At 59.5% G+C, this 19,288-nt stretch carries 15 protein-coding genes and 1 pseudogene; 9 read left to right on the plus strand and 7 right to left on the minus strand.

What is annotated here, in order from left to right; translation table 11 throughout:
• Both HMPREF2743_RS11920 and gndA read right to left on the minus strand, forming a co-directional pair.
• Nucleotides 1–264, minus strand: a pseudogene (locus tag HMPREF2743_RS11920) (HNH endonuclease); the annotation flags it as partial.
• A 311-nt stretch (nucleotides 265–575) separates the two neighbouring features.
• Nucleotides 576–2,033 carry an NADP-dependent phosphogluconate dehydrogenase gene (gene gndA, locus HMPREF2743_RS11925; RefSeq protein WP_070528203.1) on the minus strand — a complete coding sequence of 486 codons (1,458 nt, stop codon included), beginning with the start codon at nucleotides 2,031–2,033 and terminating at the stop codon, nucleotides 576–578.
• Nucleotides 2,034–2,076: 43 nt separating this feature from the next.
• Here gndA and HMPREF2743_RS11930 point away from each other — a divergent pair, with 43 nt between their 5' ends.
• Nucleotides 2,077–2,523, plus strand: coding sequence for a PaaI family thioesterase (locus HMPREF2743_RS11930; RefSeq protein ID WP_010186566.1), 447 nt, complete (start codon nucleotides 2,077–2,079; stop codon nucleotides 2,521–2,523).
• A 3-nt stretch (nucleotides 2,524–2,526) separates the two neighbouring features.
• On the opposite strand, the gene corA is transcribed toward HMPREF2743_RS11930, so the two are convergent.
• Nucleotides 2,527–3,600, minus strand: a complete 1,074-nt coding sequence (gene corA / locus HMPREF2743_RS11935) for a magnesium/cobalt transporter CorA (RefSeq protein ID WP_070446652.1) — start codon at nucleotides 3,598–3,600, stop codon at nucleotides 2,527–2,529.
• A gap of 83 nt (nucleotides 3,601–3,683) precedes the next feature.
• On the opposite strand from corA, the gene HMPREF2743_RS11940 reads away from it, so the two are divergent.
• Nucleotides 3,684–4,286 (plus strand): class I SAM-dependent methyltransferase, encoded by a 603-nt coding sequence (locus HMPREF2743_RS11940; RefSeq protein ID WP_070446651.1) that lies wholly within the window; start codon nucleotides 3,684–3,686, stop codon nucleotides 4,284–4,286.
• On the opposite strand, the gene thiD is transcribed toward HMPREF2743_RS11940, so the two are convergent.
• On the minus strand, nucleotides 4,283–5,119 hold the full coding sequence (thiD, locus tag HMPREF2743_RS11945) for a bifunctional hydroxymethylpyrimidine kinase/phosphomethylpyrimidine kinase (RefSeq protein ID WP_070818863.1): 837 nt from the start codon (nucleotides 5,117–5,119) through the stop codon (nucleotides 4,283–4,285). The genes HMPREF2743_RS11940 and thiD overlap by 4 nt on opposite strands.
• A 98-nt stretch (nucleotides 5,120–5,217) precedes the next feature.
• A complete protein-coding gene (locus HMPREF2743_RS11950; RefSeq protein ID WP_070446649.1) occupies nucleotides 5,218–6,561 on the minus strand; it encodes an NAD(P)/FAD-dependent oxidoreductase in 1,344 nt (447 codons plus the stop codon).
• Nucleotides 6,562–6,747: 186 nt separating this feature from the next.
• Here HMPREF2743_RS11950 and HMPREF2743_RS11955 point away from each other — a divergent pair, with 186 nt between their 5' ends.
• The 6 genes from HMPREF2743_RS11955 to HMPREF2743_RS11980 all read left to right on the plus strand — a co-directional run bounded on the left by HMPREF2743_RS11955 (nucleotide 6,748) and on the right by HMPREF2743_RS11980 (nucleotide 13,542).
• Entirely contained in the window at nucleotides 6,748–8,040 is a 1,293-nt protein-coding gene (locus tag HMPREF2743_RS11955) for a class I SAM-dependent methyltransferase (RefSeq protein WP_070818864.1), read from the plus strand.
• A 58-nt stretch (nucleotides 8,041–8,098) separates the two neighbouring features.
• Nucleotides 8,099–8,818: a glycerophosphodiester phosphodiesterase gene (locus HMPREF2743_RS11960; protein WP_070446647.1), complete on the plus strand. Its 720-nt coding sequence runs from the start codon at nucleotides 8,099–8,101 to the stop codon at nucleotides 8,816–8,818.
• Nucleotides 8,819–9,087: 269 nt separating this feature from the next.
• On the plus strand, nucleotides 9,088–10,032 hold the full coding sequence (locus tag HMPREF2743_RS11965; RefSeq protein ID WP_070446646.1) for a carbohydrate ABC transporter permease: 945 nt from the start codon (nucleotides 9,088–9,090) through the stop codon (nucleotides 10,030–10,032).
• Nucleotides 10,033–11,004, plus strand: coding sequence for a carbohydrate ABC transporter permease (locus HMPREF2743_RS11970; protein WP_070446645.1), 972 nt, complete (start codon nucleotides 10,033–10,035; stop codon nucleotides 11,002–11,004). It abuts the gene before it with no gap.
• Between the two features lie 70 nt (nucleotides 11,005–11,074).
• Complete coding sequence (locus HMPREF2743_RS11975) at nucleotides 11,075–12,385, plus strand: ABC transporter substrate-binding protein (protein ID WP_070446644.1); 1,311 nt, start codon at nucleotides 11,075–11,077, stop codon at nucleotides 12,383–12,385.
• Between the two features lie 26 nt (nucleotides 12,386–12,411).
• Nucleotides 12,412–13,542: an ABC transporter ATP-binding protein gene (locus tag HMPREF2743_RS11980; protein WP_070446643.1), complete on the plus strand. Its 1,131-nt coding sequence runs from the start codon at nucleotides 12,412–12,414 to the stop codon at nucleotides 13,540–13,542.
• 70 nt (nucleotides 13,543–13,612) lie between these two features.
• Here the strand turns inward: HMPREF2743_RS11980 and HMPREF2743_RS11985 are convergent, their stop codons facing one another.
• Complete coding sequence (locus HMPREF2743_RS11985; protein ID WP_070446642.1) at nucleotides 13,613–16,534, minus strand: FAD-binding and (Fe-S)-binding domain-containing protein; 2,922 nt, start codon at nucleotides 16,532–16,534, stop codon at nucleotides 13,613–13,615.
• Nucleotides 16,535–16,643: 109 nt separating this feature from the next.
• Between HMPREF2743_RS11985 and HMPREF2743_RS11990 the strand changes: the two genes are divergently transcribed.
• Entirely contained in the window at nucleotides 16,644–17,621 is a 978-nt protein-coding gene (locus HMPREF2743_RS11990; protein ID WP_070446641.1) for a bile acid:sodium symporter family protein, read from the plus strand.
• 260 nt (nucleotides 17,622–17,881) lie between these two features.
• Here HMPREF2743_RS11990 and HMPREF2743_RS11995 read toward each other — a convergent pair whose 3' ends face one another.
• Nucleotides 17,882–19,252, minus strand: a complete 1,371-nt coding sequence (locus HMPREF2743_RS11995; RefSeq protein ID WP_070446640.1) for an MFS transporter — start codon at nucleotides 19,250–19,252, stop codon at nucleotides 17,882–17,884.
• Between the last annotated feature and the right edge of the window lie 36 nt (nucleotides 19,253–19,288).

A 19,288-nucleotide genomic window follows, 5' to 3' on the forward strand; every position in this document is an offset into this window, starting at 1 on the left:
GGTCTTTTTGACTTTGGATGTGTAGGTTTCAATCAGGGTGAGGGTGCCCAGGCTGTGGCGTTGTTGAAGAGCGGCGGCGCGGGCTTTGCGTTGTTTACCCGTATAGCGGGTCGGCCCGAAGTAGACCTGGTGCAGGCCGGCAAGCTCGGCAGCATCGGAGGCAGAAGCTCCGAGCGCGCGGAGCTTTTCGGGTGTGCTGGGTATGTTCTCCACCAGCGCAATCCCCGAGTTGCGGAGGCGGATGTAGGTTTCAATATCCCCCATGGCCACAGAGACTAAACCAGCACCGTGTGCCCCGCAACCGGAGGAACAAAATTCTTGCTTAGGTGGGGCGTGCCATGGCGGAGGGGGAGGTTGGCCACAGGTCGGGTTAATGCCGGCCACGGGGAGGGAAAAGGGTTTGGTTGGGCGAACGGCGGCTGCGGACGGGAGGATGTGAGCCATGGGCCGGAACGGCGGCGTGTGGCGGCTAGAAGCGTTCCGCAAGAATGGTGAGGGGTGGGCGCAGCCGATGAAAGGAGATTACGTTCGGCGGAACAGGTATGAGAAAGCCCCTCAGGGGAGGGGCTTGGCGGCTACATCTCGGTTAGGGAGCGGTCACCTGACCATTCGATGTGGAATGTGCCGTCTCGGTCCACGCGCTTGAAGGTGTGGGCTCCGAAGAAATCGCGCTGGCCCTGGATTAGAGCAGCTGGGAGGCGCTCGGCGCGCAAGCTGTCGTAGTAGGACAGGGAAGAGGCAAACACCGGAACCGGCAGGCCCAGCTGCGTTGCAGCAACAACGACGCGGCGCCACGGGTCGATGAGGTTCTCTAGCTCGCCCTTGAAGTACGGGTCCAGAATCAAGGCAGGCAGGTCGGCATTGTTGTCGTAGGCCTCACGGATGCGGTCGAGGAACTTCGCGCGAATGATGCAGCCACCGCGCCAGATAGTAGCCAAGTCGCGTGGATCCACGTTCCAGCCGAACTCCTCAGAGCCAGCCTTGATCTCATCGAAGCCCTGTGAGTAGGCAATGAGCTTCGCGGCATACAGTGCACGGCGAACGTCTTCGACGAACTCGGCCTTATCCACGTTGAGCTCGGCAATGGTTCCGGAAGGCAGCTGGCCCTCCTGGGCAGCTGCACGCTGAGCAGTAGCAGAAGAGAGCGCACGCGCGAAAACGGATTCCGCAATGCCAGTGATCGGCACGCCTAGTTCGAGGCCGTTAATGGCGGTCCAGCGGCCGGTGCCCTTCTGGCCGGCGGCGTCCACAATGACGTCGACAAGCGGGGCACCCGTCTCCGGATCTTCTTGTGCTAGTACTTCGGCGGTGATCTCAATGAGGTAAGAATCCAGATCACCGGCGTTCCACTCACGGAAGACCTCTGCGATCTCAGCCGGCTCCATGCCTGCGCCATAGCGCAGCAGCTGGTAGGCCTCACCGATAACCTGCATGTCGGCGTACTCGATGCCGTTGTGCACCATCTTGACAAAGTGCCCTGCGCCATCCGGCCCAATGTGGGTCACGCACGGGGTGCCGTCCACTTCTGCGGCGATCGACTCAAGGATTGGGCCCAAGGTCTCCCAAGACTCAGCTGGGCCGCCAGGCATGATGGACGGACCATTGAGCGCACCTTCCTCACCACCGGAAATGCCAGCACCGACGAAGTGACGTCCCTTCGCCGCCACTTCCTTTTCGCGGCGAATAGTGTCCGTGAACAGTGCATTGCCGCCGTCGATAATGATGTCGCCTTCATCCATCGCCTCAGCGAGTTGGTCAATGACGGCGTCGGTAGCCGCGCCAGCCTGCACCATGATGATTGCTTTACGGGGGCGCTCGAGGGAGGCGACGAAATCCTCAACGGTTTCGGACGGGATGAACGCGCCTTCATCACCGTGCTCACTGATGAGCGCGCGAGTCTTTTCCGGGCTGCGGTTGTACACAGCTACGGTATTTCCGTTTCGGGCAAAGTTCCGCGCGAGGTTGGAGCCCATCACAGCAAGCCCCACAACACCAATCTGAGCAAGATCTGTCTTTTCAGAAGTTTGAGTCATGTCCACCATCCTACGTCACCAATATCCACTAACCTGGTGTGGCATGAAACACTCTGAGATCTTTGAAAAGTTCGTTGCGGTATCCCAAACACGCCCGCTTAACGACGAAGAACTGCAGCTCATCAATTCCCACCCGCAGGGACTTGCCGGGCTTATTGGTTTGCGCTTCACGCACATCTCCGCCGATGAGATTCGCTCTGAAGTCGACGTTGTTCCGGATCATCACCAGCCTTGGGGCGTGGCGAATGGTGGACTTTTCTGCACGATTACGGAGTCCACTGCATCTGTCGGCAGCCTCATCCTCGCGGGCAAGCCGGTTGTCGGCGTGAACAACAACACCGACTTCCTTAAGCCAGTAGCCGAAGGCACCGTCACCGCGGTCGCTACGCCTCTGTACAAGGGCCGCCGCACGCAGCTGTGGGAAGTAAAAATCAGCCAGGGCGATGTACTTCTCGCTGCTTCCACGCTGCGCACCATGGTGGTGCAGTAGCCCCTACAACCAATTGTTGCGCCGGAACCACCACCACATTCCGGCCACGACCAAGATCATGAGGCCAATTGCCCCGTAGTAGCCCCAGGGAAAATGAAGCTCCGGCATGACGTCAAAGTTCATACCGTAGATACCCGCCACGAGCGTTGGAGCGGCCCACATGCCAACCACCGCGGAGATCGTGCGCATGTCGGAGTTTTGCTGCATGCTGATTTTGGCCACGGAGGCGTCGATAAGCGAGGTTAAACGCTCGTCGAAGCCCGCCACGTGGTCTTGCACCACAAGTTGGTGGTCGTTGACGTCCCGGATATAGGAGCGAATCGTCTTCGGAATGAGATCCTTGTGGTCTGCGACCATCGCGCGCAACGCCGGGGAAAGCGGCACGATGGCGTGCTTCATCTCCAGAATCTCACGCTTAAACATGTAGATACGGTCAATGTTGGGCAGCGAATTCGGAGTGAAGATTTCTTCTTCTAGTTCGTCGACCTCGATGGCGATGAGGCGGCAGATCTCCGAATAGCGGTCCACCATCATGTCCAGAATCTTCCACGCCAGCGAAATAGGGCCCTGCTCAACTAGGTCCTGTTCATCTTGAATTACGTAGGCCAAGTTGGGCAGCTTCGCTGAGTGGCGGACCGTGATGATGAATGTGTCGCCGATGATCATCTGAATTTCACCAGTGGAGATGATCTGGCGTTTATCGGCAACCTCATCGTGGTCTCGGTAGTTCACCGACCGGGCCACCACGAAGAGCTGGTCATCGTACCGCTCCAGCTTGGGGCGCTGGTGCGCCTGGACGACGTCCTCGACGATGAGCTCGTGGATGCGAAATTCGGCCGCTACCTTAGTCATCTGGGATTCGAGCGGCTCGTACAGGCCTACCCACACGAAGCCGCGGCCGTATTCTTCCACGGCTTGCAGCGCGCTGTGCGGGGTGAACTCACCGGGCAGCGCCTCGCCGTCGATGAACACTCGGCAGTGCTCAATGGCGCGCTCGACAGGCACGGAAAAACTCGGCGAACTATTGTCCGAAGTGTTTTTCTTGCGTGGCTTGAATGGTGACGGTACAGATGGCATCGTGTCTCAGCCTCCTTCGCTTCGTATAGGCGTTTTATAAGAGCGGCTAAATCTTACACCTCTAAAGGCCTATACTCGTTGTCATGCCTACCTGGAAAGAAGTAACTGCAGCGAATCCCGCCCATTCCCACAACTTTGCACGGAAATGGAAGACGCTACGGGCCCAGGGCAAGGATATCGACGGGGAAGCCCGGCTTATCGACGCCATGAGTGAACGCCACTCCCGCGTCCTCGACGCCGGCTGTGGTTCCGGACGTCTCGGCGGCGAGTTGGCAAAACGCGGGCATACGGTGTTGGGCGTGGACGTCGACCCCATCCTGATCGAGCACGCGGTGAACGATTATCCGGAGGCCCGCTGGGAGGTAGGTGATCTTTCCGAGGAGGAAATCCCGGAGGATAACTTCGACATCGCCGTGGCTGCGGGCAACGTCATGACTTTCATCGCTACCGAAGGGCGTGAGGCGGCCCTGCGCAACGTGTTCAACGCGCTACGCCCCGGCGGCCGCTTCGTCGTTGGTTTTGGTGAAGGCCGCGGTTGGGGGTTTGAGGACTTCCTCGACCTCGCTCGCTCAGTGGGTTATCGGGTCGACTTCATCTTTGCATCCTGGGACATGAAGGTCTTTAAGGAGAATTCCACCTTCATGGTGGCCGTGCTTACCCGCCCAGGCGCAGACCTGTTGGGCTAACTGTGTGCCTCCGCGGCGAGGCGTCGGAGGCGGTGGCCGTGGTCAATGGGGCCGTGTCCGTGCCCGACGTGGAGCGCGTCCGCATGCTCGATTGCCTCGTGGAGCCATTCAGTGGCCCATACCAGTGCTTCGTCGAGGGATTCCCCCGCGCCTAAACGCGCCGCTAGGGCTGAGGACAGGGAACAGCCGGTGCCATGCGTGTTCTTCGTGTCAATACGCGGGCAGGGCACGCGTGTGATATCGCCGGAGGGGCTTACGGTCGCGTTATCGGCCTCGGCACCATCGAGGTGTCCGCCCTTGACTACGACCCAGGTGTCGTTCTCGTGGGCCCACTTGGTTGCGACAGAGAGTGCATCATCAAAAGAGCGCGGTTCCGCTACGTCCGCGAGGACCGCAAGCTCCGGCAGATTGGGTGTGACCACGGTCGCGCGGCGAGCCAGCTCACGTACGGCGCGCTCCGCCTCCTGCTCAAGCAGACGGTCACCGCTGGAGGCGACCATAACCGGATCGCATACCACCGGCACACCCGCGGGGAGGGAAGCGATGAAGTCGCACACCGTTTCGGTGATAGCGACGGAGCCCAGCATGCCGATCTTGACGGCGTCGATAGTCACGTCGTCCTTGACACTTGCCAGCTGATCACGCAGAAAGTCCACCGGTGGGGTGTGGATAGCGCGCACGCCCTGCGTATTCTGCGCCACCAGGGCGGTCACCACGGCCATGCCGTAGGCCCCAGCGGCTGCAAAGGACTTGAGGTCGGCGTGAATACCAGCGCCACCCGTGGGATCGGTGCCGGCGATGCTGAGGACGCGGGGCAGCGCAGGTTGGCGCACTGTTTTCTCCTTAATCTAGGCTTTTCTTCCGTCTACCGTACATGGGTAAAGAAAAAGGAGAGAGGATAATTCCTCTCTCCTTTTAAGACGCGTAAGACCTAGTGGAGGTCGCGGTCAATCACGTTGCGAGCAACGCGCTGCTGCTGGGTGATTTCCAGGTTTCCGCGGTCGCGCGAGAAGGCGTTGAGAATCCAGTGCAGCGCCACGAGGGTACGGCTGCGGAAGCCAACGATGTAGAAGATGTGCAGACCGAGCCAGGAGATCCAGGCCGGGAAGCCAGCGAACTCGGTCTTGCCCAGCTTGACTACTGCGTTGAAGCGGGAAATGACGGCCATGGAGCCCTTGTCGAAGTACTCAAACGGCTCGGCCTCGTTAGCAGTGGACTCCTCATCAATCTTGGCTTCGATGAGCTTGCCCACGTGGTTGCCGCCCTGGATAGCCACCTGGGCAACACCCGGAAGGCGGTTGAGGGAAATCATGTCGCCGACGATGTAGACGTTCTTGTACTCACCAACCGTGAGATCCTCGTTAACGGAGACGCGGCCGGCACGGTCCGCCTCCACGCCTGCCTGGTCGGCGATAAGCTTGCCCAGCGGGGAAGCAGCGACACCTGCGGACCAGATCTTGGTCGCGGCCTCGATGGTGACCTCTTCCTCGGTCTTCATGTTCTTGTAGGTGACGGCGTCAGCGTTAACGTCGGTCACCATGGCGTTGAGGCGCACGTCAACGCCCAGCTTCTCCAGGGTGCGCTGTGCCTTGCGGCCGAGGCGCTTGCCAAACGGAGGAAGGACTTGCGGGGCACCATCCAGAAGGTAAATCTTGGCGGAGGAGGAACCAAAGTTGGAGTAGGTGCCAGCAAAAGTGCGCTGTGCCAGCTCAGCGATCTGGCCGGTGAGCTCAACGCCAGTCGGACCAGCGCCGACGATGACGAAGGTCAGCAGCTTCTCACGCTTGGCAGGATCCTCTTCCAACTCAGCCTTCTCGAAGGCCGAGATGATGCGGGAGCGGATCTCCAAGGCGTCGTCAAGCGTCTTCATACCCGGGGCATACTCGGCGAAGTGGTCGTTGCCGAAGTAGGACTGGCCAGCACCCGCTGCCACGATGAGGGAGTCGTAGCCGTAGGTGCGAACCGAGCCATCGAGCTCCGCGGTGACGGTTTGATCCTTGATATTGACGTCGGTGACCTCACCGTTGACAAAGTTGACGTTGTCCTGGTGACGCAAGATCTGACGCGTAGACGGGGCGATTTCGCCGGCGGAGATGACGCCGGTGGCTACCTGGTAGAGCATCGGCTGGAAGAGGTGGTGGTTCTTCTTGTCGATGAGGGTGATCTCAACATCCGCGTCCTTGAGCTTCTTAACGGCGTTGATGCCGCCGAAGCCGGCACCGATAACAACGACGTGGTGGCGGCCGTTACTAGGACGGTGGGGAGTTTGCGCCATGGTGATTGAATACCTTCCTGAAGAAAGCTAGAGTATTTTACCCGAGTCAGTCTAAACCTTTCTAGCGGTACATGCATACTTTATGGGTTATTAACTGGCTTTTTGGGCCGCGCCTCCACCTCTTCGTGGCCCGCTCGTTTTAGTCTAAGAAAATACGTGTGTGCGATGAGGAAGGCTGGCTAGAGCGTGTATTCCCACTTGGCATCGATTGACGCTGCGACGTGGCCCGGCGTAGCAACCGTGCCCTCACCGCGTTTGCTGCGCTTTACGGGCGGCCGGACTGAAGCGGAGTTTGCGCAGGCCTGCGCCAAAGCAGGGGTGGAGCTGGAAGGCGAGGAGCCGGATTTGGCTGTGCTTCACGACGCCCTCTTTTCCCGCATCGCCGATTCAGGCTGGCTGGGACTGGCCGAGTCTTATATGGCAGGGGAGTGGACGACGCCCGATTCCGATCGCTTGGTCAAGGTTCTCCTGCGGCTGTTGGGGGTGGGGTATCGGCCGAAAGCGAAGGAGCTGGCGGTGGAGGCGTCGAGCCCTGGAGAGCTGCCTCTCGATGTGGTGAAGCTGTACGCGGGTGACTCCTTGAGCCATTCGGGTGGAATTTTCGCTAGTGGCGTTCCCACCACGGTGCGCGAGGCGGTCCGCAGCTATAGCGCGCGGGTGGGGAGCAAGGAACCCAAGGAGCACTTCGTCGATGTGACGAGCGTGACTGAGCCGACGCACACGGACCGCGAGGACTTGGGTGATGCACAGCGCCGCGCTGCACAGTGGCTTCTCGGTGCCACCCGCACGGGCGCCGGCACACACCTTCTGGTTTATCCAGCGACTGGCCTGCAGGTAGCAGTTCAAGCCGTTGCCCGGCGCGCCACCGTTGATGTTCTTACTGGTGACACAGAGCAGCAGGCGCTGTTCGACGAACAACTGCTCCTCGAAGGCGCCGCCGGCTCTGTCCATGTGCAGGGCATCGAAACAGCGTTGCCCAATCCGAAGAAGTGGCGCGGGCGCTATGACGCGATTGTCAGCGTGGAGAAGCTAGAGACGCTATCGGCTCCCGAGCGCCGGCGCTATGTGCAGATGCTGGATCGCTCGCTGGTCAGCGGTGGGCGAGTGGCCATGGGATCGCTCTTTGCTACCGAGGCGATGACTCCGGCCGCCCAGTCCGCGATTCAGGTTCTGCGAGCTTATATATGGCCTGGCCTGGATTACCCGACGCTGGAGGAGACCCACCGACTCTTCGATAGGCGCTCCAACCTGCGCATCATCGCTCAGACCCACACCGGAACCCACTACCTGGAAACGCTTCGTTACCAGCGCAGCTTCTTCGACGGGCGGCACCGCGAAGCTGCGGCAGCGGGCTTCGACCAGGTTTTCCGCCGCCTTTGGACGTTCCAGTTTGCTCTCCGCGAGGCGCTGCTCACCTTAGGGATGCTGGATGCGGTGCACGTGGTGGCGACCCACCGCAACCGCGGGGGTCGCCGCTAGCGGTCTACACTGGGCGGCGCCAGAAGCACAACCACTTTGCGGCCCGGAGGGAAAGAACATGGCAGACCGCACAGGAATTATCGCGCACCGAGGGTATAACGGGTGGTTCCCGGAGAACACGTATCGTGCCTTCGAGGAGGCTCTCAAGCTTGATGTGGCCGGTGTGGAGTGCGACGTCAACCTGACCAAAGACGGGGAGGTTGTGGTTATCCACGACCAGACTGTGGATAGGACGTCGGATGGCACCGGCTCTGTCGGTGACATGACACTGGATGAGCTGCGCACACTCAACTTTGGTACCGACGAGGATTCCCAACGCATTCTGCTTCTCGACGAACTGGTGGACCTCATCGAGTCATACCCCGGAAAGCAGCTGCTTATCGAAACGAAGCACCCGTCTCCTTTCGGGGCGCGACTCGAAGAATCGGTGGCCGAAGTCCTACGCAATCGACATCTCGATGCCGATCCACGGTTCAGTCTGATTTCCTTTAACCCTGAAGCAATTACGCGATTCCGAAACCTATTGCCATCCCTGCGCTCCTTTCTTCTCTTGGAACCGGATGCGGGACTACCAGACTCCCTTGAGGGTGCTTCGGGCTTCGGGCCCTCCATTCGCCAGGCACGGAGTGAAGCCGACTTCTTTGGTGACACTGATTGCCCGTCTTACGTGTGGACGGTGAACTTGCCCAAGGACATGGCGTGGTGCCGCGATAACGGGGTAGAGCTCATGGCAACCGACCTGCCGGAGCTGGCTCTGGAAGTGCTTTCGCGCAGCTAATTAGCGTTGAGTCAGGTCTGCATTGGTTACGCTCATGAGTCTAAAAGGTCTAGCTATAAAAGTGGTGGCGTCGCTCTTTTAGCGACGTGTGACCGGAGGTTTATAACCGTCACATTTGTGATGTACTGCACGCTTATAAGGGGCTTTTGCAGGCTACACCCCTGAAGTTTGTCGGTTGTTTGTCCGGCCAAAACTTTTCGTCAACTTTCTGTTAACCGTCTTGGTCTAGCTTTCTCTGCATGGCAATATCCAACCCGGGAAACGGGCACATGACTGCGATCCCCGCAGTCACCGAGAAGCCGGTCGTCTCCGAGGAGTACGCGCGTCACCCACGCAAGCAAAAGCTCGACTGGAGACAGATCGGCCTCGCGGCATTGCTCATTGGCCCGAACCTTCTCCTTCTCATTGTTTTCACCTATCGACCACTGGTCGATAACATCCGCATCTCTTTCTTTAACTGGAATATTTCTTCGCCGACGATGACTTTCGTCGGCCTGCAGAACTACATTGACTGGTTCCAGGCGCCAGACACTGGGCGCGTCGTGTTCAACACTGTCGTTTTCACTTTCTTCGCGGTGGCCGGTTCAATGGTTCTGGGGCTAGCGCTGGCATTGTTGCTGGACCAAAAGCTGTTTGGTCGCGCGGCGGTGCGCTCGATGGTCTTTGCTCCCTACGTCATCGCTGGCGCGGCGATTGGCGTTGCCTTCCAGTTCGTCTTCGATCCTAACTACGGCCTCATCCAGTACTTCTTGGGCCTCATCGGGGTCGATGTGCCGAACTTCTACCAGCAGCAGAACTGGGCATTGTTCATGATTACGGTGACCTACGTGTGGAAGAACGTGGGCTACGTTTTCGTCATCTATCTTGCTGCCTTGCAGGGGCGCCGGCGCGACCTCGATGAGGCCTCCGAGATTGACGGCACCCCGGCGGTGCGACATTTCTTCCGCGTGGTCTTGCCACAGCTTCGCGGCACCACGTTTTTCCTGTTAATCACGGTGCTGCTCAATTCCTTCCAGGTCTTCGACATCATCAACGCGATGACCGGCGGTGGACCGTTTGGTTACGGAACCTCCACGATGGTTTTCCAGGTGTACCAAGAGACATTCATCAACAACCGTGCCGGCTATGGCGCTGCCGTGGCCACCATCATGTTCCTCTTCGTGCTTGTCATTACGGTGCTGCAGATCAAGTTGCAGGAAAGGATGGATAAGTAGATGTCCGAAAAACGCGCAATTCCAGCTTCCATCAAGGTAGGGCTCCCGCAAGCAAAAGGAGAGCTGCCACCGGTTCCTGGTTCGCAGTCCCTTGCAGCACCAGTCATCACCGAGGCCCAGCGCAAGCGTAAAGGCGAGCCGGTTGATCACGGTCATCCAGCAACGAAGGTCGTCGGCTACATTGCCTTGGTACTGACAGTGCTGATGATTATGGTGCCGCTGTACTTCATCTTCATCACCAGCTTTAAGTCTTTCCAGGATGTGTACTCGGACCCGATTTCCTTCTGGCCTAATCCTTTCAAGGCAGAAAACTATTCCTATGTCTGGCAGACCTCTGGATTCTCGAGCTACCTGAAAAACTCCATCATCATCACGCTGATTCTCACGGTGGTGGAGGTAATCCTCGGAGTTCTGACTGCCTATGCCTTCGCATTCATTCGCTTCCCCGGCCGGAATCTGCTGTTCTTACTCATCATCGCCTCGCTGATGGTGCCCAACCAGATCACCATTATTTCCAATTACTCGTTGGTTGCGTCATGGGGTTGGAGAGACACCTACGCTGGAGTCATCATCCCGTTGGCGGGCGTGGCGTTCGGTGCCTTCCTCATGCGCAATCACTTCCAATCATTGCCGCCGGAGATTCTCGAGGCCGCGCGCATGGACGGGGCAGGATTCTTCACCACCTTGTTCCGGGTGGTCTTGCCCATGTCGTGGCCAACGCTGTCTGCGTTCGTCCTGATCACCGTGGTCAATGAGTGGAACCAATACCTGTGGCCCTTCCTGATTACGGATACTCCGGCTGCAGCCACCCTTCCGGTGGGCCTGACCCGCTTGCAGGATGCGGAAGGCGTGACCAACTGGGCGCCGGTGATGGCCGGCACCGTGCTAACAACCCTGCCCATGATCATCATCTTCCTCATACTCCAGAAGCCGATGATTAAGGGCCTGACTGCTGGAGCAGTCAAGGGCTAGCCTGCCTGCTATCCCGACGCCCAACTCGAACAAGACCCCCAATTCTTCACTTCTCAAGGAGAACCTCCCCATGTCTCATAAGATTTCTACTCGCATCGTTGCCGCCTGCGCGGCACTTCTCACCACCGTGTCCTTGACCGCCTGTGCAGGCGGTTCGACCACCGCAGGGAACGACTCTAAGGACGGCGGCGATGCCAACACCATCACCTTCTGGTCCAATCACCCGGGCTCCTCTCGTGACATAGAACAAGAGCTCATTGATGAATTCGAGAAGGAGAACCCAGATCTGAAGGTCGAACTGGTCACCGCAGGCTCTAACTACGAGGAAGTTGCACAGCGCTTTAACGCTGCCCTCGCAGGTGGCGACCTTCCCGACGTCCTCGTTGCTTCTGACGTCACGTGGTTCAACTTCGCACTGAATGAAGCCACGACGCCCCTCGATGAGCTGTGGGAGATGAACGACATTGACTATGAGAGCTACGTCGACACCCTGCGCGAAGACTACAAGTACAATGACAAGCACTATGGCGTTCCGTACTCCCGCTCCACGAACCTGATGTACTGGAACACCGATGACCTCAAGGCAGCAGGACTTCCTACCGACCGTGGCCCGAAGGACTGGGAAGAATTCGACGAGTGGGCCACCAAGATCAAGGACAAGCTCGACAAGCCGGCCATCACTGTTCCGGATGGTTCCAATTACCTCGACTGGTACTTCCAGGGCATGATTTGGGCCTTCGGCGGCTCTTACTCTGATGAGTGGGATCCGAACTTTACGTCGAAGGAGTCCATCGAGGCTGGTAAGTTCCTGCAGGACCAGGTCAAGGCCGGTCACATCGAAATCTCCACCGACCCGACCGTCGCCTTTGGCTCCGGCAAGGCCTCTGGACTTCTGGAGTCAACCGGCTCCCTGGGCGGCCTGAAGGAGACGGCGACGATTCCATTCATCACCACCTACCTGCCGGGCCCTGGTCCTTCGGCAGCCACCGGTGGTGCTGGTCTGGCTGTGCCGGCTGGAATTTCTGATGAGCGCAAGGCTAACGCGGTCAAGTTCATTGACTTCCTGACGAACACCGAGAACACCATCAAGTTCTCCCAGAAGACGGGCTACATGCCGGTGCGCAAGGACGCCCTGGATGATCCGGAGGAGAAGAAGTTCTTGGAGGAGAATCCGAACGCCCAGACGGCTATCGAACAGCTCAACGAGAACACCCAGCCGCAGGATTACGCTCGCGTATTCGTGCCGGGCGGTGGACAGCGCATCGGTGGAGTTCTTGACCGCATCACTGTGGGCAATGAGGACGTGGAGACCGCATTCGGTGACCTGCAGAAGGAGACCCAGAGCGTTATCGACCGCGACATCACCCCGAAGCTCAAGTAACACTTCGGATCGTTTGAAAGGACACCATGGCTACTGTTGAATTCCGTCAAGCTTCCAGGATTTATGATCCGAAGAAGCCGCCGGCGGTCAGCCGCATTAACCTCGATATCAAGGATGGCGAGTTCTTGGTGCTCGTTGGCCCTTCGGGCTGCGGTAAATCTACGACATTGCGCATGCTCGCTGGCCTTGAGCCAATCGACGAAGGCCAGATCTTCATCGACGGGGCCGACGTTACCGAGACCCGCTCGCGGGACCGCGATGTAGCCATGGTGTTCCAGTCCTATGCGCTATACCCCAACATGACAGCGCGTCAGAACATGGCGTTTGCCTTGCAAAACGCCAAAGTGGACAAGGCAACCATCGAAGAGCGCGTGAGTTTTGCCGCGAAAATGCTGGAGCTGGAGGAGCTAATCGATCGCAAACCCTCCGCAATGTCGGGTGGCCAGCGCCAGCGTGTGGCCATGGGTCGCGCTATCGTGCGCCAGCCCAAGGTCTTTCTTATGGATGAGCCCCTTTCCAATCTGGATGCGAAGCTCCGCGTATCCACGCGTGCGCAGATCCTTCAACTGCAGCGCGAGCTCAACACCACCACGGTCTATGTCACTCACGACCAAACTGAGGCAATGACCATGGGGGATCGCGTGTGTGTCCTCAAACAAGGCATTATTCAGCAAGTCGCCCCGCCTAAAACACTGTATGAGAACCCCGGTAATTCCTTCGTCGCGACGTTCATCGGTTCGCCGGCTATGACTCTCATCGACAACGTCCCCTTCGTTGACGGTCGCGTCGTCAGCGGCAAAGACCATGCGCTGGACTATTACATGCCACAAGAGCAGGCCGTGAAGGTGGGGGCGGATCACGTCCTAGTTGGTGTGCGCCCAGAGAATTGGGACATCGTTGGCGTCAACCAGCCAGGTGAACAGTATGGTATACCGGTTCGGGTCGATATCGTGGAGCACTTAGGCTCCGAGCTGTATGTCTATGGTGGCCGCGAAGAGTCGGCCAGTGACGGAACCGTGGTCCGCGGTGACCGCATCACGGTGAAGGTGCCGCGCGGCATTGACGTGCACCAGGGCGACACGATCTACCTGCGCCCGATGAAGGGCGGGTGCGTGTTTTTCGCCCCCGACACCGAGATCAATTACGACTATCTCTAACCCGGTTCCACCACATCTGTTGCGCCGGTGGCAGAGCTCCCGACGAGGAGTATTGCCACCGGCGCGTTGCTTATGGAGTGACGACCGGACGGGAGGCCCGCTCCAACAACACTGCGATTGATTCATAGGTCCGCCCGGAGATCATCTCCAGGCCCATCTCGCAGGTGCGGTTATCGGAGACGAAGGCATCGAAATGCTCCGCGTCGAGAGAAGCACGCTCCTCGCGCGTGGCGGACTCAACGAGCTCGGGGTGCAGCATGACGCGGTCACCGGCGGAGCCACAGCACATCGCGCCCTCCGGGACCTTGGCTGTGCCGCAGAGGTTCGCCAGATCAACCAGGGCCTGGCTCATGCCCATGTGATCCGTCGAGCAGGTTGGGTGTACGGCGATGCTGCCCATGTTTTTCACGATGGGCAGGTGCGGCGCGATCTCATCACGAAGCCATTCCACGACATCGAGGATGCGCAGATCCTCCCACAACTTGCGGTCGGCAGGGGAGAGCACCTCAGGAACGGAATCAAGCAACCCGTGGGTGCAGCTGGCAGCATCGACCACGATGGGCAGCTGGCCGTGCTCCGACCAGTGCCAGAGGTCACGCACGATCTTTTGAGCCTGGTATTCAAACCCTTCCTTGTAGCCCTTGGAGGACCACGGTGTGCCACAGCAGTCGCCCGCGACGTCCTCCGGAATCCACACCGGCTGGCCAGCCCGGCGTCCGAGTTCCACGATGGCGCGCGGAAGGTCGACCGAATCCTTAGCCGCACCGGCTGGGCGGCCGAAGATGCGGTTGATGCAGGCAGGGAAGTAGAGCGCGCCAGCGCCCTCGCGCGGGGTTTCCGGCAGACGCGATGCGGCCTGCGGTAGCGGTCCCGGGACGGTGGGCAGCAAATCGGGAGCTACCACGTTACGTGCCATGTTGGCGCCCAGTTCGAGGGGCTTGTGGGGAATCTTGTTGGCGGAGATGATGCCGGCGCGGGCAAGCTTTTCCACAAGTTCCCAACGCTGCGCCGTCGTAAGCGCCACCTTCTCACGAGCCGGGGTGGCTTGCTGAGCGCGCAGCTGCTTCATGACCGCACCGGTGTCGATGCTAATCGGGCAGGGGATAGAGCAGGTGCCGTCGGCGGCGCACATGTCGACGGCGTCGTACTGATACTCCTTCTGCAGCTGCGCCAAGACCTCCGATCCTTCTTCCTGCCGGGCCATCTCGCGGCGCAAGACGATGCGCTGGCGCGGGGTCACCGTGGCGTGGCGGGAGGGGCAGACGGGCTCACAGAAGCCGCATTCCACACAGGGGTTGATTTCAGTTTCGACCTTGGGGAAGGACTTGAAGTTGCGCAGGTGGATGGTCTGGTCGCGCGTCAGCTTCACGTTCGGCGCCAGGATGCCCTTGGGATCGATCATGTTCTTGACCTCCCAGAAGAGCTCAAAGGCCTCCGTGCCCCACTCGTGCTCCAGGAAGGGCGCCATGTTCACGCCGGTGCCATGCTCGGCTTTCATCGAGCCCTGGTATTTATCAATGACCAGCTCGGCCAAGTCATCCAAGAACGCGGCATAGGACTCGCGCTCTTCCTCGACATCAAATCGCGGAGTGAAAAAGAAGTGCAGGTTGCCAAAAGCAGCGTGACCCATCACGGATTCCGGGTAGCCGTACTTGGCCTGCAGATCGAGCAGATCCGCGGCTGCCTCGCCGACCTGTGACGGCGGGAAGCAGACATCCTCGGTGATATAAGCCGTGCCATTCGGGCGATCCGCACCCAGCAGCCCGTACAGGCCGTTGCGTAGCTCCCAGGCTCCGCGCATACCTTCCGCGGTGGTGAGGAATTCGAGGGGGCGGAGTAGTGGGGCGTCGGCAAGCACGGTGCGTAGGCGATCCATGGCCTTGTCCAAGTCAGCCTCATCGCTACCGCCGACCTCGACGAGGAGTGCTGCGGCGTCATCATCAAGGTTGCGCCACGATTCCGGGGCGTGCGCATAATGCTCGGCAGAACGGCGCATGACCGGGGCGACCAATAGCTCGCAGGCTTCCGCACCGGTCTCCATGATGGGGTGCACGTAGTTTGCGGCATCGCGGAGATTGGGCAGCTCGACCCAGGTCGTAGCCTTCACGCGCGGAAGCTTCACCGTGCGGATGACGGATTCCGTGATAGCGCCGAAGATGCCCTCGGAGCCGATGAGCAGGCGCTTGAGGATGTGCACGGGTTCGTCTTCGTCGAGGAAGGCATCAATTCGCAGGCCATTGGTGTTGCGGATGGAGAACTTGGTGCGCAGGAACTCCACCATCTCGGTGTTGGCGCGCAGCTTATCGCGGAAGGCCAGCAGATCGGCGTGGAGCGTTGGTTCCTGCTTGCGGAAGGCCTCGTCCCCACGGGACGTATCCACGATGGTGCCGGAAGGCAGGACGAAGATGAGCTCTTCGATGCTGTGGTAGCTATCGCGCTCCAAGGAGCAGCGCATACCGCCGGAGTTATCGGCCAGCACGCCACCGATGGTGCACACGGACGTGGATCCCGGGTCCGGCCCCAGCATGAAGCCGTGGCGGGAGAGCACTGCCTGGGCATCGCCCAAGATGACGCCGGGGCGCGACCATAGCTTGCGGCCTTCTTCTCGCACCTCCATGCCGCCGAAGTGGGTTTTGATATCGACGAGGATGTCATCGCCCATGGCCTGGCCGTTTAGTGAGGTTCCTGCTGCGCGGAAGGTCATGTGGCGACCGTGAGTATCGCAGTATTTCATCAGCGCGGCGAGGTCCGCGGCGTTGCGCGGGGAGACCACGATGTTCGGGATGGAGCGGTAGGGGCCGGCATCGGAGGAGAAGCGCACGAGGTCGCTGAGGCGTCCGTGCACGTTCTCTTGACCGACGATGGCTTCCATGTCTGCAACGAGGTCGGCGGGGGAGCCGTTCTTGTAGCGTGCGGGGACGGCGTCGGCCTGGCTCGTGGTGCCGGATGGGCGGGAGAAACGAGAGGAATCGGGGCTTAATAGCTTGGACATATTTCTAATCTATCGCTTGACAGTAAATCTCGACCAAACCGGGTACGTGAGGTTCATCATATGGGATACTCAATTCATATAGTGAGACATATTCTGGAAAGGAAACACCATGACGAACCCGCGTGCAGAAGGGGAGACCGGCGAGAAACTCGCCGTCTACATCTTTCCCATCGTTATCATTGCCTGCGCTATTGTCGCCTTTTTGAGCCCCAGCACCTTTGAGCCGGTGGGGAAATACACCTCGCAATTGCTCATGGTCATCATGTTTTCTATGGGCCTGACCTTGACTATCCCGGACCTGGCCCTGGTGGCGAAGCGTCCGTTGCCCATCTTTTTGGGTGTTGTCTGTCAATTTGCCATCATGCCGACGAGCGCCGTGCTCGTGGCTAAAGTGCTGGGGCTTTCCGACGCCGCCACTGTCGGCCTCATCCTCCTCGGGTCTGTGCCCGGCGGTACGGCCTCCAACGTGATGGCCTACCTGGCCAAGGGCGATGTGGCGCTGTCGGTGGCGATGACTTCGGTCTCCACACTGGTTTCGCCGATCATGACACCACTGCTCATGCTGTGGTTGGCGGGGCAAACCGCAGAGGTCGATGGTGCCGGCATGATGTGGTCGCTGGTACAGACCGTCCTCATCCCGGTAGGTCTGGGTCTGTTGCTGCGCGTGATTGCCAGCAAAGCTGTGGACATGGTTCTGCCGGCCTTGCCGTGGGTGGCTATCGTCGGCATCGGCGGCGTGGTTACAGCAGTGGTGTCGAAATCCCAGGACAAGCTGGTCACCGTTGGTCTCGTAGTGTTTATCGGCGTGGCTATCCAGAACCTCATCGGATTTCTCTTTGGCTACTACATGGCCAAGCTAGCCCGCCAGCGCGAGGCGGCGGCGCGCACTACGGCAATTGAGGTGGCGACCCAGAACTCGGGGCTTGCTTCGGCATTGGCCTTGCAGTTCTTTAGCCCGGAGGCTGCGCTGCCGGGTGTGGTCGCTGCGGTGTGGGTCAACGTCACTGGTGCAGTCTTCTCCGCCATCGTGCGTCGCAAGCCCATCGACGACGCGGTGGAATCCGGTAAAATGGCCGTTTCTGTGTAACAGGATTCCCATCCGGGCAAGTAACTCCGAATAGGTGGTTGGCACATGTTTGCCGGCCACCCTTTCTATTTGTGCAGACCTGGAAGTGCATTCACGCAGGTGGTCGTCGTCGAGCGCTCAGGCAGTGCTTTGCGACGACCAGCGAGTCTGCACTTCCAGGTCTGCACTTTTAGAGGCGGCGAGGCACGGTGCGACAAAAATCTCCCCGCCCCTCGGTGAGCAGCACCGGGGGAGACGGGGAGATGCTTGTGTCTGAAGACCTAAACCTGGGAAAGATCCTGGTCCTTCAGCTCCTGCATCATAAGGATAGCGATGAGGGAGATGAAGCAGACGATGATGAGGTAATAGCCCACGTAGCTCACGTTAAAGGCGCTGACCAGCCACGTTGCGATGAACGGGGCCACGGCGGCACCGAGGATAGAGGAGACATTGTACGCGATGCCGGAACCGGTGTAGCGGACGTTAGTGGGGAAGAGCTCCGGCAAGACAGCCGACATGGGGCCGAAGATGAGGCCCATGATGAACATGCCGACGAGCAAGAAGCCAAGGACCGAGTTGCGGTCGGCGTGCTCAATGCCGAGGAAGAAGGGGAAGCTAAAGCCGAAAGCAATCATGATGAGCGAGGTCACGACCAGGATTGGCTTGCGTCCATACTTATCCGACAGCATGGAAGATACTGGGATACCGATGATGAACATGAAGATGGAGATCAGCTGGATTTCCAGGAACTCCAGGTAGGGGATTCCCAAACCCAGTTCCTTGGTCTTATCGCCGATACCGTAGGAAAGAATCCAAGTAGTGACCAGGTAGAACAGCGTGTAACAGGAGACCATGACGAAGGTGCCGATGATCATCGGCTTCCAGGCAGTGCGGAAAGCCTCCACCATGGGGGTCTTGACCTTCTTGCCTTCGTCCACTGCCTGCTGGAAGACAGGGGTTTCCTCCAGGCGCAGGCGTACATAGAGGCCAATGAGCACCATGACGGCGGAGGCGAGGAAGGGCAAGCGCCAGCCCCATTCCATGAAGGTGCCGGTGGTGTCGCCGCGGGAGTAATCCATGGTGGCAACCAGAGTCAGGAAGAAGCCATTGGCGAGCAAGAACCCGAAAGGTGCGCCGAACTGCGGCCACATGGCGGCGGAAGCGCGCTTGCCTTCCTCGGCGGTCTCGGAAGCCAGCAAAGCTGCACCGGACCATTCGCCGCCCAGGCCCAGACCCTGGCAGAAGCGCATCAGGGCCAACAGGGCCGGTGCGATAATGCCCGCGGTCTGATACGTGGGGAGGACACCGATAATGAAGGTGGCAATGCCCATCGTGAGGAGTGCGCCCACGAGGGTGGCCTTGCGGCCAATGCGATCGCCGAAGTGTCCAAAGAGCACTGAGCCCAGTGGCCGGGCGATGAAGGCCAGGCCGAAGGTGGCAAAAGACTGGAGCAAAGCAACGGTGGGGTCCTCGGTCTTCGGGAAGAAGAGGAAAGGAAAGACGGCTACGGCTGCCGTGGCATAAATATAGAAGTCATAGAACTCGATGGTCGTACCAATGGTCGATGCTACGGCCACACGCACGCGGTCACGTTTGGTGAGCTGCTGTGCGGGGGCCGCTGTCTTTGGCGGCGTGGTGCTGACGGCGGTCATGTGAGAGGCGCCCTCATTGATTATTTCGATAGGTCG

This window comes from Corynebacterium sp. HMSC036D02 (genome assembly GCF_001836165.1).
GTDB lineage: Bacteria > Actinomycetota > Actinomycetes > Mycobacteriales > Mycobacteriaceae > Corynebacterium.